We start from the raw sequence: 15,221 nt of genomic DNA, 5'->3' as shown, positions 1-15,221 counted from the left end.
TGCCTTATGGTCACAGGAGAGCTTTTCATGAGTGGAAAAATTGATGTGCGCGAAATCGATGCTTTAGTCGATGCACAAAATGGACGTATCACGCCATCTATCTATACCGATCCAGACATTTACGAACTTGAATTAGAACGTGTGTTCGGTCGTACATGGTTATTCCTATGCCATGAGAGCCAAATTCCTAAAGCCGGCGATTTCTTCAATACCTATATGGGTGAAGATCCAATCATCGTGGCACGTCAAAAAGATGGCTCAATCAAAGCATTCTTAAACCAATGTCGTCACCGCTCTATGCGTGTGAGCTTCGCGGACTGTGGTAATACACGTGCGTTCACTTGCCCATACCACGGCTGGTCATACGGTATTGACGGTTCTCTAAAAGATATCCCGCTTGAAGATCGTGCTTACCCACATGGTGCATGTAAAGAGCAATGGGGTCTGGTAGAAGTTAACCGCGTTAAATCATACAAAGGCTTAGTATTCGGCTGCTGGGATGAAACAACTCCAGATCTAGAAGAATACATGGGCGATATCGCTTGGTACCTGGACGGCGTTGTAGACCGTCGTGAAGGTGGTACTGTGATCGTTGGTGGTGTACACAAATGGGAAATCGACTGTAACTGGAAATTTGCAGCTGAACAGTTCGCTTCTGACCAATACCACGCGTTGTTCTCTCATGCATCTGCGATTCAGGTGCTTGGTGCTAAACCAGATGATGAATCTTCTAAGAAATTAGGTGCTGCACAAACTGCCCGTCCAGTTTGGGAAACTGCCAAAGACGCGATCCAATACGGTTCACGTGGTCACGGTTCAGGCTTCTTCTTCACTGAGAAACCAGACGCAAACGTATGGGTGGATGGTGAAGTAGCAAACTACTTCCGTGAAACGTATGAAGAAGTGAAAGAACGCCTAGGTGAAACTCGTGCACTGCGTCTTGCTGGTCACAACACCATGTTCCCAACACTATCTTGGTTGAACGGTACTGCAACGCTTCGTGTATGGCACCCACGTGGTCCAAACAAGACTGAAGTATGGGCATTCTGTATCTGTGATGCGGACGCGCCAGAAGATGTACAAGCAGCATTTGAACGTTCTGCAACACGTGCCTTCGGTCCTGCTGGTTTCCTTGAGCAAGATGACTCTGAGAACTGGATTGAAATTCAAAAAGTTTTACGTGGTTATAAAGCCCGTCAAAACAAATTAATTATGGAAATGGGTAAAGGTAACGAGAAAGTACGTGAAGATGGTATCCCTGGTATCACCAACTACATTTTCTCAGAAACAGCTGCACGTGGTATGTACCGTCGTTGGGCTGACCTATTGATTCATGAAAAATGGGAAGACGTTGAAGCTGCGGCTGACGAATATGAGAAGGAGCTTATGAAATGAGTCAAATTAGTTTAGAACTCCATCACCAAATTAGTCAGTTTCTTTATCGTGAAGCAAAATTGCTTGACGATTGGAAGTTCCGCGATTGGTTAGCTGTATTAGCGGAAGATATTTCTTATACGTTACGCACAACACCAAACGCGCAAACACGTGACCGTCGTCGTTCGATTGAGCCGCCAACAACTTGGGTATTTAATGATACTAAAGATTTGTTGGAACGCCGTGTAGCTCGTTTAGAGACAGGTATGGCTTGGGCTGAAGAACCTCCTTCACGTACAACACACATGGTTTCAAATGTGATTGTTGAAGCGACTGAAGTTGAAGGCGAATACGACGTTTACGTAACGTACTTGTTGTACCGTACCCAGAAAGAGAAAGATGTAACAATCTACTGTGGTAAGCGTCACGACAAGATCCGCAAAGTCGACACTGAGCAAGGTTTCGAAATCTTCAACCGTAAGATTACCCTTGATCAGGTGACTTACAACTCACATAACCTGAGCGTGTTCTTCTAATGAATAAGATTTTTGTTTGCCAAGTTGACGAATTAGACGAAGGCGAAGCATTGAAAGTAGATTGCGGCGTTAACGGTATCGATGCGCTTGCAGTATTCAACAACAATGGCGAATTTTTCGCGATGAACGACCGTTGTTCACATGGTAATGCTTCAATGTCTGAAGGTTACCTTGAAGATGATGGCACTGTTGAATGTCCACTTCATTCGGCTCGATTCTGTTTGAAAACTGGTCAAGCATTATGCTTACCAGCAACAGATCCTATCAAAACATTCCCTGTGATTGTTGAAGATGGTGCTTTATACGTAGAGATGGCAGGAGAGTAATCATGGGTTGGCTACAAGGCGAAGTTGCACTTATTACCGGTGGTGGTTCAGGCTTAGGCTGGGCATTGGTTGAACGTTTCTTAGAAGAAGGTGCACAAGTTGCTGTTCTTCAACGTTCTCAATCGAAAGTTGATGCATTGAAAGAACATTTTGGTGACCGCGTGCTTGCGATCGCAGGAGATGTAGCCAGCTATGAGGATAATGTTCGTGCAGTTCAAGCAACTGTAGAACATTATGGCAAACTTGACTGTTTCGTCGGAAACGCAGGTATCTGGGATCATTACGCAGATATCGTCAATACATCGGGTGAACAGCTGGAAAAAGCTTTTGATGAGATTATGGGTATTAACACCAAATCTCTCATCTTAGGTGCCAAAGCTGCACTTGATGCATTGATAGCTTCGGAAGGTTCTATCATATTTACTTTGTCTAACTCAGCACTGTATTCGGCAGGCGGAGGCCCTGTATACACAGCGTCTAAGCATGCTGGCGTTGGGATCATGAAAGAATTAGCCTACGAGCTTGCGCCTAAAGTACGAGTGAACGCTGTTGCTCCGTCGGGTATGAATGTCAACATCAAAGGCGCTGCTTCTTTAGGCCAAGAAAACCTCGGTCTACTCGATGCACGTGATCCTGAGAAGATTGCACGCGGCATGCCGCTCAATTTCTTACCCGAACCTGAAGATATGACTGGTTCATACGTGTTATTGGCTTCTCGTCAAAACAACCGCCCATTAACTGGTGTTTTAATTAATGCTGAATGTGGTCTGGGTATCCGTGGTTTACGTCAACCACGTGCTGGCTTCTTTGACGAGATTTAATTCGCCAAATACGTAAAGGACTTACTCGGCAGCCGTCTTGGCTGCCTTCCGTTTAGGAGTCACCCATGGCCGTTAAACTTATTTGTGCATCGCACAGTCCCCTAATGGAATTCGCTTCTCCGCAAGAGAAATACAAAGAGGAAAAAGTTCGCGAAACTTTTGCCAAACTTGCTAAAGAAGTTGAAGACTATAATCCAACATTGATCATTACTTTTGGTCCAGACCATTTCAATGGTTTCTTCTATGACCTCATGCCATCTTTCTGCGTCGGTATTCGTGCCAAAGCAGCAGGTGATTGGGATTATGGTAAAGACAATGACCACATTAATGTGCCTGAAGAAACAGCAATTAGTCTGGTTCGTCGCGTATTGGATGAAGGTGTCGATGTTGCATACTCTTATCGTATGCAGGCAGACCACGGTGTGACTCAACCATTACATTTCCTTTGTGGTGGCAAGCTTGATCGTTATCCAACGATTCCAATTTTTATCAATGGTGCAGCTGCACCGATGCCAACAACCAAGCGTACAGTCGCTTTGGGTCGTGCAGTCGGTCAGTTCATTAAATCATTGAACTTAGAGAATGAACGTGTACTTGTTTTGGGTACAGGTGGTTTGTCTCATGATCCACCAACGCCGCAAATGGGTTCAGTTCCACCAGAAGTGGAAGAGTTCCTGATTGCAGGTCGTAATCCAACTGAAGAGGCACGTAATACACGTCAAGGCAAAATCATTGCTGTCGGTCAAAAACTCGCAGCGGGTGATACTTCTGTCGCAGTGCCTTTAAACCCAGAATGGGATCGTGCATTGCTTGATACTTTCGCCAAAGCTGACTTTGCTGCCATTGAAGCGATGACTGAAGCTGAAATTCGTGTTGAAGGCGGTCGTGGCGGTCAAGAAGTTCGTTCTTGGATGGCTGCTTTTGCTGCACTACATGAAGTGGGCGAATACGACATGACAACACATTGCTACGAAGATATTAGTGAGTGGATTGCGGGCTTCGGCATCGTATCTGCAGAATTGAAATAAGGAACAAACCCATGAGCCAAAATGGTATCGAAACCATCGTTATTGTTGGAGCTGGTCAAGCTGGTGCTAGCGCCATTTTAGAACTCCGTGCGAACAAGTATGAAGGCAAAATCATTTTGGTGGGTGATGAAACACATCTTCCTTATGAACGTCCGCCTTTGTCTAAAGACGTAATTCTAAAACCTGAAGAGACCAAAATCGAAATTCTGTCAGAAGAAAAATTGGCAGAACTCGGTGTTGAACATATTCGTGGCAATGGCGTTGTGAAAATCCATAGCGATGCAAAAACAGTTGAACTGAAAAATGGCGAAATTGTTGCATTTGACAAGTTGCTTCTAGCAACCGGTGGTGCAGCACGCCGTTTACCGAATTTCGATGCTTTGGGTAAACACGTTTATACCTTACGTAACCTTGAAGATTCACAAGCATTGGTGCCTGTATTACAAGCGGGTCGCCGTATTGTATTGATCGGCGGTGGTGTGATTGGTCTTGAGCTTGCTTCTTCAGCACGTTCTAAAGACTGTATCGTGACCGTGATTGAAATGGGTCCGATGGTCATGGGTCGTTCATCTCCACGTGTTTTAAGTGAATTCTTATTGGCACAGCAACGTCTTGCAGGTGTAGATGTTCGTCTTTCGACTTCTATTGCTGACTGTAAGCTTGATGGCGAAGAAGTGGTGATCACGCTTGAAGGCGGTGAAGAACTTCGTGCCGATGCAGTGATCTATGGTATTGGCATTGTGCCAAATGCTCAACTTGCGGTTGATGCAGGTTTAGACGTTGATTTTGCCATTAAAGTGAATGATAACTGCCAAACTTCGCATCCAGATATTTATGCAGCGGGTGACGTTGCGACTCAGCTTCGTGACTGTGGTAACCACCGTCGTGTCGAAACTTGGGAAAATGCGAACTTGCAAGCAGGTATCTTTGCTCGTCATGTAATGGGTGTTGAACATCCAACCCCAAATCCAGCGTGGTTCTGGACAGATCAGTTAAATATCAACTATCAATTTGTAGGTGATATGGCTGCAAGCGAATGGATTGCACGTGGCGAAGTTAATCCTGGATTGGCGGCTGAGTCTTCATTTGTATTGTTTGGTGTAACTGACGGTGTCATTGTTGGTGGTATTACGGTGAATGCTGCAAAAGAGATGCGTCATTTGAAAAAATTGATTAGCAAGAATGCGGCGTTTGAAGCGGATAAATATTTAGATTTAAGCCAAGATTTACGTAAACTTGTAAAGTAAGCTGAATGTCTAAGAGGAGCAGACTTGCGGTAACGTAGGTCTGTTTTTTTATGTCTTTAGTTTTAGCGTCGCACTTATAAAGCTATTTTGTAGTCCATGTATATAGTTTTAGCTTATGTAGATCTATTCAACGGTTTTAATCCCCCCAGCCCTCCTTTTTCAAAGGAGGGAGTAGTCTTTGTGAAGAATGGATTTCGTTTGGATGATTCCCCCTCTTTTTTTAAAGAGGGGTTAGGGGAGATTATTGATCGTTTGAAGAGAAGTCCTTATACCCCAAACGATCGGTGGCATTCATACCGCCTCCAATTTAGTTGATAAAGGGGAGAGCAATAATTGGTCTTAAACTTTATTAGTTACTGGTCTTACGAGTAGTTCCAGATCTGAATAGTGGGTTTCAGGTTAAGTCGTTAGAACAATCAAATTTGAGAATGAAATGAAATCTTCACTGCCGCTGACGGCAAGTATATATGCTCTTTTGGTACTGATTTGGGCGACGACGCCGCTCGCGATTGTGTGGAGTGTACAGGAAATACATCCGATGTGGGTGTTGATTATCCGTTACTTCGGCGCATCTATTATTGCGCTGTTTCTATTGAAATTGATGCGTGATCCTTTGCCGTTTGATGAAACCTCATTAAAAAGTTATGTGGCAGGGAGTTTAAATTTGATTGGTGCACAGTTATTTATTTATCTCGCAGCCAATTATCTCACCTCTGGTTTAATGGCACTGATTTTTGGTTTTTCACCCTTAATTGCCGGTTTGAGTGGGCATGTAATTTTAAAAACACATAAATTGGTCGCTTTGCAGTGGTTGGGCATGGCGGTTGCAGTGGGAGGTCTAACTTTTGTCTTTGCAGATTCTGCTGATAGCAAAGTCAATCCAATTGGCGTTGTACTGATGCTAATCAGCATGGTGTCGTATATTAGTTCGATTTTTTGGGTGAAGCAGATTAATGCACCGTTAAAGCCGATGTCACAGGCAACCGGTTCTCTGATTGTTTCTGCCTTGGGTTCGGTACTCATCATTCCTTTTATCTGGCAGCATTTTCCAACCGAATTGCCAAGCGGCCGTGCGATGATTGGATTTGTCTTTACCATGATCATGTCATCCATTGTGGCAATGCTGTGTTACTTCTGGCTGATCAAACGTTTGGCGGCATCAACGGTGTCACTCAGTAATGTGATGACACCTGTCATAGCATTGGTTTTGGGAGCGACGTTGAACAGTGAACATATTAGCTCCAATGCCTTTGTTGGAATCGTGGTCGTGATGTTTGGTATTGTGATGTACTTTTGGAAAGAGTGGCGCGAGCAATATTTTAATAAAGTACGTTGAACCTCGTACATCTAGAGAATTATACGGAAGCTGCGGCTTCCTTTTTTGTTCTATACCTTTTCGCTAAAGAGCGTGTTTCACATGGAACATGATGGCATTGTCGAAACAATCGACAGTTGGTGTAAAAACAACAAAATAACAAACAACAGCTACAGTCAGTTTGAGTACTATGGAATGAGCTATAAAATCAAATAGATCTGTTTGATAAAAATAAATTTAGGACAATTTTAAATGTCTGAATCTAACAAAATCGTGGTATATGCAGCGCTCTTCGGCAATTTAGCGATTGCACTGGTGAAGTTTGTCGCTGCCTACATCACGAATAGTTCGGCCATGTTGAGTGAAGCTATTCACTCTGTGGTTGATACTTTAAATGAAATCTTACTGCTCTACGGTATGAAAAAATCGCAGCAGCCAGCAAATGCACGCCATCCGTTTGGCTATGGGAGAGAGCTGTATTTTTGGGCTTTTATTGTGGCGTTGATGGTCTTTGCTTTGGGTGCGATCGTGTCGATTTATCAAGGGATTAGTCATATTTATCACCCCGAAGAAATGCAAAATCCGATGATTAACTATATCGTATTAGGTATTGCGATTTTGTGTGAAGGGACCTCTTGGTTTGTGGCATTGAAAGCATTTCGTAAAATCAAAGGGAAACAGGGCTATTTTGAAGCATTTCGACGCAGTAAAGATCCGACGACATTTACCGTGTTATTTGAAGATTCAGCAGCGCTGATTGGTCTGTTTATTGCCCTGATCGGTATCTATTTATCACACGCGCTGAATATGCCAATGCTTGATGGTCTGGCATCAATTCTAATTGGGGTTGTACTCGCTATTTCAGCAATTTTACTTGCACGTGAGACTAAAGGATTGCTCATGGGAGAAACTGCTGACCCACAATTGAGGCATAATGTCTTGATGGTTGCAGAGCAAGATCCAGCAGTGCATTCTGCCAATGGGGTGTTAACAGAGCAGATGGGTGCACATCAAGTTTTGGCATCTTTGAGTCTTGAATTTAAAGATAATTTAACGTCAGATGATATAGAAGCTTGTGTCAACAGAATTGAAGCACAAATTAAACAGCTTCATCCTGAAATTGTGGCACTCTTTGTCAAGCCTCAATCTCGGAAGGTTTGGCTTGAGCGCATGAAAGGTCGTCTTGATCAATAGGTCTGCGAGGTTAAATACTTTGCAAGGTTTGTCAGCATAGTGAATGAATTTTAAATACACATGAATCAAAAAACTCAATCAGCACAGTTTCAAATCAGTACTAAAAGCTGTATGAAACATACGTGGACGAAGCCTGTATTTGATTATCTGGCAACTGACCATTTTAATGGGGAAAAATTCTTTAATACCCTTCGAAATCCAGATGCGTTTACGCGTAAAGATATGCTGAAATGGATCATGACGCGTAAAAGCGATACATGGAAAGTAGATCGTGAGCAAGAATACCAACAGTTTTTTGCTTCTTCGCGTAGCATTCCGCACAATCGGCCATTGGCTAAAATGGATGATTGGTTGGTTTGGTTTGTCGGACATGCGACGGTTTTGATTCAAATTGGGCCATATAATTTTTTGACCGATCCTGTATGGGCGGAGTATGCAGGCCCACGTCAAGGGACTGGACCACGACGTGCTTGTCCTGCAGGAATTGCCTTAGAAGAATTACCTACAATTCATGGGGTTTTACTAAGCCATAATCATTATGATCATATGGATTTAGCAACCTTGAATTGGTTACATGAACAATTTGCTATGCCGATTTATACTGGTTTAGGCAATGCTTATTATTTACCCACACATTTCAATGTCATTGAACTTGATTGGTGGCAATCGGAAATGTTTGAAGATTTGCGTATCGTTTATACGCCTGCACAGCATGGTTCAGGTCGTGGTTGGCGAGATCAAAATCATGCCTTATGGGGAGGTTTTTCCATCGTGCATAGTACAGGACATTTCTTCTTTGCTGGAGATACGGGTTATGCTGCACATTTCAAACAAATCCATACACGCTTAGGTGCACCCCGAGTAGCATTATTACCGATTGGAGCTTATGAGCCACGTCGTTTAATGAAATATTTGCACATGAATCCCGAAGAAGCTTTTCAGGCGCATAAAGATTTACAGTCAAAATGTTCATTGGCAATGCATTATCGGACTTTTCAGTTGACTGATGAAGCTAGAGACCAACCTGAACATGACTTACATCATGCAATGCGAAAAACATCAAAGTTAATGAATCCATTTTTAACCATGCATGAAGGCAAAAAATTGATTGTTTAAGGATTAATAGAAGGTAATTGGAATATTTAATGCCAAGAAAAAAACCACCTTAAAAGGTGGTTTTTTTATTCAAAGATAAAACTTAAAGCAAGCCAGGATTACCTTGAGCTGGATCAGTTGCACGAGCAGCTTGCGCATCCGCTACAGTTAAGCCTAATGCTTTTGCAACACCTTCACCATAAGCTGGATCACATGCGTAACAGTTACGGATATGACGGTATTTAATGAAGTCGAGTGCATCGCCCATTGCGCCAGCAGTGTTATTAAACAATGCTTGTTTTTGTTCATCATTCATTAAGTTGAATAATGCACGTGGTTGACTGAAATAGTCGCTGTCATCTTCACGATAATCCCACAAGTCAGCATCACCAGTAATTTTCAATGGTGGTTCTTTGTATTGTGGTTGCTCTTGCCATTGGCTGAAGCTGTTTGGTTCATAATGCGGTGTTGCACCATAGTTACCATCCATACGGCCTTGACCATCACGACGGTTCGAGTGAACAGGGCAACGTGGTGCATTTACAGGAATTTGGTAATGGTTTACACCCACGCGATAACGTGCAGCATCAGCATAGTTGAATAAACGCGCTTGCAGCATACGGTCAGGTGAGAAGCTAATGCCCGGCACCAAGTTACTTGGTGCAAAAGCGGCTTGTTCAACATCTTGGAAATAGTTTTCAGGGTTACGGTTGAGTTCGAATTCACCCACTTCAATCAACGGATAGTCGCCTTTAGGCCATACTTTGGTTAAATCAAATGGGTGATAAGGTACTTTTTCTGCATCAAGTTCAGGCATAATTTGAACGTACATTTTCCATTTTGGAAAATCGCCGCGTTCAATTGCATTGAACAGATCGGTTTGTGAGCTTTCACGGTCTTTGGCAATAATCGCTTCAGCTTCAGCATCGGTTAAGTTTTTAATGCCTTGTTGAGTGCGCATGTGGAATTTAACCCAGAAGCGTTCATTATTAGCATTAATAAAACTGAAGGTATGGCTACCAAAACCATGCATATGACGGTAACCATCTGGAATACCGCGGTCAGACATCACAATAGTAACTTGGTGTAGAGCTTCCGGAAGTAAAGTCCAGAAATCCCAGTTATTAGTTGCACTACGCTTATTGGTTTTAGGATCACGTTTCACTGCTTTATTTAAGTCAGGGAATTTACGAGCATCACGTAGGAAGAAGACAGGGGTGTTATTACCAACTAAATCCCAGTTACCTTCTTCAGTATAGAATTTAAGGGCAAAACCACGAATATCGCGTTCTGCATCTGCAGCACCACGCTCACCCGCTACGGTAGAGAAACGAGCAAAAAGTTCAGTTTTTTTACCAACTTCTGAGAAAATTTTAGCGCGGGTATATTGGGTAATATCGTTAGTCACGGTAAACGTACCGAAAGCACCAGAACCTTTGGCATGCATACGACGCTCTGGAATTACTTCACGAACGAAATTACCGAGTTTTTCATTAAGCCATAGGTCTTGGGCAAGCAAAGGACCACGTGCACCTGCCGTCATACTGTTCTGATTATCTACAACAGGAGCACCAGCATCAGTTGTTAGGTGGGTGACAGGACATTTTTTAACGTCGTCGCTCATTGAGTATCTCCATTATTATAATCATGTATTAAAGTTGGGAGTTATAACCCTTCAATTGATAACACGCTCAACAGCACATGACATTAACCGTTTTGTTAATTCATTTTAAAGTGACAATGTGACAACAGTTTTTCTCTCAATCTAAAATTTTTCAAGCAGCAATCAATCGAAGATAAGTCATAAAACTGTAGCCGTTAAAAGCTTAAAAATCTTTATATACTTATTGACTCTAAAGCTTTCTGTGGCTTTTGACAAATGGAAAAATAGTTTTGAATAAATGGTTAATTCGATGAATCAAGTTATTGAATTTATATTATTTATTTATATATTTTGTTTTAATATTTTATCCATGAATTAAACTCAAATATATAGCTATGACAGGTAGAACAGGACGAACTAATTAAATCCATATTTTTATTATGGATTTTGGCCTTAATATAGGTTTTTTGGGCAAATTCTAGTTAATGAAAGACATTTTTATGTTGTTAATATTGCAGAGCTTTTCAACATTAAAGACATTATTTAATACTTAAAATAAGCTAAAAATACAGCTGAAGAAATATTGGCAAGTGGTCTAAGTTGTTTTAGAAAATTGTAAATAAATTTTTATGGGGTGATGCCAGTTGGTACAGCTATCTTTATTGTTGTCAGGTCAGGTGTTGTCACTCCAGCGTGAATCGATTCCTACATCATATCAACATACTAGGCAACCTTACATGATTGCATATCGTAGTTGAGGGGGTTAATGGCGAACCCATTTCGACCTCGGGATATATTTTACGCCCAAAAGAATAAGCACTTAAACAAGACTGGACCGTATTGGCATGAGCACATGGCACGATTGTGTGGCTGATACAAGTGCTCCTTCAAGTGGTTATACAATGGGCCTATATATACTTTGCAACTAGTCATAGATGGTGCAATCGACAGTTGTTTGAGGCATGGCTATGTAGTGGTTGCAACAGATTATCAAGGACTGGGTAAGCCAAAACTGCACCCTTATATGAATGTAGTCAGTTAAGTTTATAATTTGGTGCATTCTGTACATGCACTGCATTCTTGCAAGTCGAAGCAATTTAATAAAGACTGGATGGTGATGGGGCATAGTCAAGTTGGTGCAGCTGTGATTGCGGTTGCAGCTCAGGGGCAAAAAGATGCGCTTGAATTGAATCTTAAAGCTGCAATACCCTTGGCACCGGGTGGTTATCAATATGAATGTATTGCTGAATACGTAGAAACCAATCCAAATCCAGATACCAATGTAGCGGCATTTTTCCCAATCGTGTTGTTGGGAGCAGCCGCAGCAGATCCATCGATCAATGTAAATCAACTGGTTAGTCCAGATATGCAGTCTTTATTAAATCAGGCCCGTAAACGCTGTTTGTCAGAACTACAAACTGAGTTAAAACAAGCACCTCAGCCAATCTTTTAAAAAATTCAGACTTAAGGCCATCCCTAAGCTATTTAAAACGGCAGTCGATTGAATATAAGACCCTAACCGTAACACTGATGTTTGTTTAAGGCGCCGCAGACCATTTGTAGATCACCTTGGTACTCAAAGTTATTACCAGAAAGTGTGCAAATAAAAATTGCCAGTAGTCTATCAGGCGATCCCAAATGGCTATCATCGGGGTGCATTAGGCCATAGTCCAAAATATACGGCTGAATTTTTAAAGAGCTTACAACTGGCCAGCATTGCAAAGGCGTATAAATGAGATAAGTAAGCTAGCAATAAAAGCTTAACTTCTAAAGCACTTTTATTGACGGATGAAACAAGTGATGAATGATTTTCTTCTACCGTAAAAATGAATTTCCTAAATATCTAAAATAACTGGTTTAAGAGCCGATTTTTTGTAAATAACATGACTTTATTTTATTCACCGATGCATTTGAAACATCATTAGACTTGTCCGCGAAGTCTAATCGCGCAACATATGAATTATATCTCGCTTTAATTCATCCCATTCAGTAAAGTTGGGTACGATCAACAAGCTTTGCGACACAAAGCCATAACACACTCTTTGTATATTTAAAGCCATTGGCTTGAGCTTTTCCTCGTTATTTATAAAAGGCTTAAGCATGTGTTGCCACATTTGCACCATCATGACATAACTTTTACGGTAACTTTCAATATCTGAAATCCGCCGTTCCAATAAAAACACCTGTGACCATAAAAACTGCTGCGCTTGAATTTGCTCAATTTGGAAGTGGATGATTTGCTTTAAATACTCTTGAAAATCCAAATCTGTGGATAACTTCATCAGCGATTGTGCATAAGTTTTCATCTGTTCGGCATTGTGTTTCACATGCAAATGAATGGTTAGCGCAATCAAATCTTCTTTTTTTGAAAAATACTCATAGAAGGTGCCTAAACCGACACCTGCGAGATCAGTAATTTCACGAATGGTAATTTTGTCGGCAGGGCGCTCATGCAAAAGCCGAACAAAACTGTCCTGTAAGGCTTCTTGGGTGAGCTTTGCACGTGATTGACGCGGCTTACGCCGTATCTGAATGGCTGAATTCTTCATATTGTTAAGCGCTGAAAACCGAACGTCTATGCTTTAAATTTTCTCTATACTGAAATGAAAAGCCAACAAGAACAAGTGGAAAATATAGACGATGAATATATTAGAACAGCCATGGATGACGCATCAAATCAGCAACCAATTTGATGAACTAGAAAACTACAATCTATTTTTAAGCGATACGGTTTTACATGAAATCTTAAAACGCTGCAGCAGCCATGATCAGCCGACTTTATGCGAAATGGGCAAAGTGGCAGGTTCGAGTGAATACTTTCAGCATGGGGCTTTAGCCAACAAACATACCCCAATTTTACATGCCTTCGATGCGCGAGGTCGCCGTACTGACTTTATCGAGTTTCATCCTTCATGGCATAAATGGATGGGACTCAACCGCCAGTTTGATACCCATGCACATCCATTTAATCAGCCAAATTCCAAGACAAAATGGGTGGAGTGGGCAGCACGTTTTTATTTAGCAGGTCAGGTCGAGTGCGGCAATTTATGTCCAAATTCAATGACGCTCGGCAGTATTCCACTCATTCAGCGCGAACCTGAACTGTGGGCCAAAATTGGAGAGAAACTGCTTTCGACTGAATATGATGAACGTGACGTGCCGATTGCGCAGAAAAAGTCGATTTGGCTCGGTATGGGCATGACCGAAAAGCAGGGCGGTTCAGATGTACGTGCTAATGAAACTATAGCTGTGCCTGTGGCAGAAACAGGACGAGGCAAAGCTTATTTACTCACGGGGCATAAATGGTTTTTCTCTGCACCGATGTGTGATGCGCATTTGGTGGTGGCAAAAACCGAACAAGATGGCTTGGCCTGTTTCTTTGTACCGCGTTGGCTGGAAGATGGCACGAAGAATAATATTCAGGTACAGCGCCTAAAAGAAAAAGTCGGTAATCGAAGTAATTCAAGTTCCGAAGTCGAATTCAAAAATGCATGGGGCATCATGATTGGTGAGGTAGGGCGTGGCATTCCGACCATTATTGAAATGGCGAATTATACCCGTCTGACCTGTTCGATCGGTTCGAGCGCCATGCTGCGTCAAGCTTTGGTGCAATGCATTGCTTATACCCGTCAGCGTCAGGCTTTTGGTAAACATTTGATTGAACAAGCCTTAATGCGTGCAGTTTTGGCAGATTTGGCTTTAGAGAGTGAAGCAGCGACGCAGCTCAGTTTCCATTTGGCGCAGTGCTATGAATCAGATGATGCCTTGTCTGTGGCATGGAAACGCATTTTGACCCCAGCAGCTAAGTTTTGGATTTGTAAACGTGCAGTCGAACTAACTGGTGAGATGATGGAAGTTTTTGGCGGCAATGGCTATGTTGATAACGGCATCATGGCGCGCATTTTTAAAGAAGCACCTGTGAATACCATTTGGGAAGGTTCAGGCAATGTCATGTGCCTAGATGTGCTGCGCGCGATTGGGCGTGATCCTGAATCTATTGAGGTGCTGTTTAAAGATTTGGCCAGTACAGCAAGTACAGATGAAAGCTTGCAAACAGAATTGCAGGACTTGTTCAGGTTGTTCCATCAATCGCCTGAAGATTTACAATTTATGGGGCGCAGTTTGGTCAGTCGTTTAACGGTACTTGCACAAGCGGTGTTATTGAAACGCTATGCGCCTGATTATGTAGCAAATGGTTTTATTCAAAGCCGTTATAGCGCTAAACACGGGCAAGTGGTGGGGATGTTGGATGCCAAAATGGTCGATGTAGAGCGTTTGTTGGAACGGGCTTTCGCAAGTTAAATACAATGTATTTCCCTCTCTTAATGGGAGAGGGTTTTGGAGATGGGAATAATGTGGGAAAACAATTTTTTATGGACATGGGACTAACTACGCTGTATCAAAAAGCCATAGGAAAGTGCTTGAAAAAATCTAAAAATAGACCAATATATGCACTACAGCACGAAGGTGCTGTATAGGCAAAAGGTGAATGCAAATGGCAAAGAAAAAAGTCCTGCCTGAAGTTGAAGTTCGCAACTTCGTGGCAAAACACATGAATGATTTTAACAAAAGCCAAACTTTTGTAGATCGAAAGAAAAATGCGAAACGTGGCTATGACAAGCACAAAAAAGGGAGATACTCAAATGACTATCTCCCTTTTTATTGGTCTGTATTTTTATAAT

General features: G+C 42.1%; 14 protein-coding genes. 12 read left to right on the top strand and 2 right to left on the bottom strand.

What is annotated here, in order from left to right:
* Positions 1-27 precede the first annotated feature (27 nt).
* From hcaE to FTU80_RS08425, 9 genes are all read left to right on the top strand, one after another.
* On the top strand, positions 28-1,395 hold the full coding sequence (gene hcaE / locus FTU80_RS08465; protein ID WP_078192774.1) for a 3-phenylpropionate/cinnamic acid dioxygenase subunit alpha: 1,368 nt from the start codon (positions 28-30) through the stop codon (positions 1,393-1,395).
* Positions 1,392-1,910 carry a 3-phenylpropionate/cinnamic acid dioxygenase subunit beta gene (gene hcaF / locus FTU80_RS08460; protein WP_067763936.1) on the top strand — a complete coding sequence of 173 codons (519 nt, stop codon included), beginning with the start codon at positions 1,392-1,394 and terminating at the stop codon, positions 1,908-1,910. The genes hcaE and hcaF overlap by 4 nt, the downstream gene beginning before the upstream one ends.
* On the top strand, positions 1,910-2,236 hold the full coding sequence (gene hcaC, locus FTU80_RS08455) for a 3-phenylpropionate/cinnamic acid dioxygenase ferredoxin subunit (protein ID WP_067763933.1): 327 nt from the start codon (positions 1,910-1,912) through the stop codon (positions 2,234-2,236). The genes hcaF and hcaC overlap by 1 nt, the downstream gene beginning before the upstream one ends.
* A gap of 2 nt (positions 2,237-2,238) precedes the next feature.
* A complete protein-coding gene (hcaB, locus tag FTU80_RS08450) occupies positions 2,239-3,057 on the top strand; it encodes a 3-phenylpropionate-dihydrodiol/cinnamic acid-dihydrodiol dehydrogenase (protein ID WP_078192772.1) in 819 nt (272 codons plus the stop codon).
* Positions 3,058-3,122: 65 nt separating this feature from the next.
* A complete protein-coding gene (locus FTU80_RS08445) occupies positions 3,123-4,085 on the top strand; it encodes a 3-carboxyethylcatechol 2,3-dioxygenase (protein WP_180007135.1) in 963 nt (320 codons plus the stop codon).
* A gap of 11 nt (positions 4,086-4,096) precedes the next feature.
* Complete coding sequence (hcaD, locus tag FTU80_RS08440; protein ID WP_180084732.1) at positions 4,097-5,332, top strand: 3-phenylpropionate/cinnamic acid dioxygenase ferredoxin--NAD(+) reductase subunit; 1,236 nt, start codon at positions 4,097-4,099, stop codon at positions 5,330-5,332.
* 433 nt (positions 5,333-5,765) lie between these two features.
* On the top strand, positions 5,766-6,668 hold the full coding sequence (locus FTU80_RS08435; RefSeq protein WP_180084731.1) for a DMT family transporter: 903 nt from the start codon (positions 5,766-5,768) through the stop codon (positions 6,666-6,668).
* Positions 6,669-6,899: 231 nt separating this feature from the next.
* Positions 6,900-7,841: a cation diffusion facilitator family transporter gene (locus tag FTU80_RS08430; RefSeq protein ID WP_078192768.1), complete on the top strand. Its 942-nt coding sequence runs from the start codon at positions 6,900-6,902 to the stop codon at positions 7,839-7,841.
* A 60-nt stretch (positions 7,842-7,901) separates the two neighbouring features.
* Complete coding sequence (locus FTU80_RS08425) at positions 7,902-8,957, top strand: MBL fold metallo-hydrolase (protein ID WP_078192767.1); 1,056 nt, start codon at positions 7,902-7,904, stop codon at positions 8,955-8,957.
* Positions 8,958-9,039: 82 nt separating this feature from the next.
* Here the strand turns inward: FTU80_RS08425 and FTU80_RS08420 are convergent, their stop codons facing one another.
* The gene (locus FTU80_RS08420; RefSeq protein ID WP_111884100.1) at positions 9,040-10,560 is read right to left on the bottom strand and encodes a catalase; all 1,521 of its coding nucleotides are present in this window, start codon (positions 10,558-10,560) and stop codon (positions 9,040-9,042) included.
* A gap of 1,030 nt (positions 10,561-11,590) precedes the next feature.
* On the opposite strand from FTU80_RS08420, the gene FTU80_RS08415 reads away from it, so the two are divergent.
* Positions 11,591-11,992 carry a hypothetical protein gene (locus FTU80_RS08415; RefSeq protein ID WP_180084730.1) on the top strand — a complete coding sequence of 134 codons (402 nt, stop codon included), beginning with the start codon at positions 11,591-11,593 and terminating at the stop codon, positions 11,990-11,992.
* Between the two features lie 487 nt (positions 11,993-12,479).
* Here FTU80_RS08415 and FTU80_RS08410 read toward each other — a convergent pair whose 3' ends face one another.
* Entirely contained in the window at positions 12,480-13,088 is a 609-nt protein-coding gene (locus FTU80_RS08410) for a TetR/AcrR family transcriptional regulator (RefSeq protein ID WP_180084729.1), read from the bottom strand.
* A gap of 91 nt (positions 13,089-13,179) precedes the next feature.
* On the opposite strand from FTU80_RS08410, the gene FTU80_RS08405 reads away from it, so the two are divergent.
* The gene (locus tag FTU80_RS08405) at positions 13,180-14,841 is read left to right on the top strand and encodes an acyl-CoA dehydrogenase family protein (protein WP_180084728.1); all 1,662 of its coding nucleotides are present in this window, start codon (positions 13,180-13,182) and stop codon (positions 14,839-14,841) included.
* A gap of 193 nt (positions 14,842-15,034) precedes the next feature.
* Complete coding sequence (locus tag FTU80_RS08400; RefSeq protein ID WP_078192875.1) at positions 15,035-15,220, top strand: hypothetical protein; 186 nt, start codon at positions 15,035-15,037, stop codon at positions 15,218-15,220.
* Position 15,221: the final 1 nt, after the last annotated feature.

The sequence above is a fragment of the Acinetobacter sp. YH12145 genome (assembly GCF_013418335.1).
Classification (GTDB): domain Bacteria; phylum Pseudomonadota; class Gammaproteobacteria; order Pseudomonadales; family Moraxellaceae; genus Acinetobacter; species Acinetobacter amyesii.
Note: the sequence above shows the minus strand (reverse complement) of the source record. Positions and strands in the feature narration are given on the sequence as shown.

Excerpts from the sequence above, each read along its gene's own strand:
- hcaE (WP_078192774.1), top strand. The coding sequence starts at position 28 with ATGAGTGGAAAAATTGATGTGCGCGAAATCGATGCTTTAGTCGATGCA.
- FTU80_RS08410 (WP_180084729.1), bottom strand. The coding sequence starts at position 13,088 with ATGAAGAATTCAGCCATTCAGATACGGCGTAAGCCGCGTCAATCACGT.
- hcaD (WP_180084732.1), top strand. The coding sequence starts at position 4,097 with ATGAGCCAAAATGGTATCGAAACCATCGTTATTGTTGGAGCTGGTCAA.
- FTU80_RS08445 (WP_180007135.1), top strand. The coding sequence starts at position 3,123 with ATGGCCGTTAAACTTATTTGTGCATCGCACAGTCCCCTAATGGAATTC.
- hcaC (WP_067763933.1), top strand. The coding sequence starts at position 1,910 with ATGAATAAGATTTTTGTTTGCCAAGTTGACGAATTAGACGAAGGCGAA.
- FTU80_RS08420 (WP_111884100.1), bottom strand. The coding sequence starts at position 10,560 with ATGAGCGACGACGTTAAAAAATGTCCTGTCACCCACCTAACAACTGAT.
- FTU80_RS08400 (WP_078192875.1), top strand. The coding sequence starts at position 15,035 with ATGGCAAAGAAAAAAGTCCTGCCTGAAGTTGAAGTTCGCAACTTCGTG.
- FTU80_RS08430 (WP_078192768.1), top strand. The coding sequence starts at position 6,900 with ATGTCTGAATCTAACAAAATCGTGGTATATGCAGCGCTCTTCGGCAAT.
- FTU80_RS08435 (WP_180084731.1), top strand. The coding sequence starts at position 5,766 with ATGAAATCTTCACTGCCGCTGACGGCAAGTATATATGCTCTTTTGGTA.
- hcaB (WP_078192772.1), top strand. The coding sequence starts at position 2,239 with ATGGGTTGGCTACAAGGCGAAGTTGCACTTATTACCGGTGGTGGTTCA.
- FTU80_RS08425 (WP_078192767.1), top strand. The coding sequence starts at position 7,902 with ATGAATCAAAAAACTCAATCAGCACAGTTTCAAATCAGTACTAAAAGC.
- hcaF (WP_067763936.1), top strand. The coding sequence starts at position 1,392 with ATGAGTCAAATTAGTTTAGAACTCCATCACCAAATTAGTCAGTTTCTT.
- FTU80_RS08405 (WP_180084728.1), top strand. The coding sequence starts at position 13,180 with ATGAATATATTAGAACAGCCATGGATGACGCATCAAATCAGCAACCAA.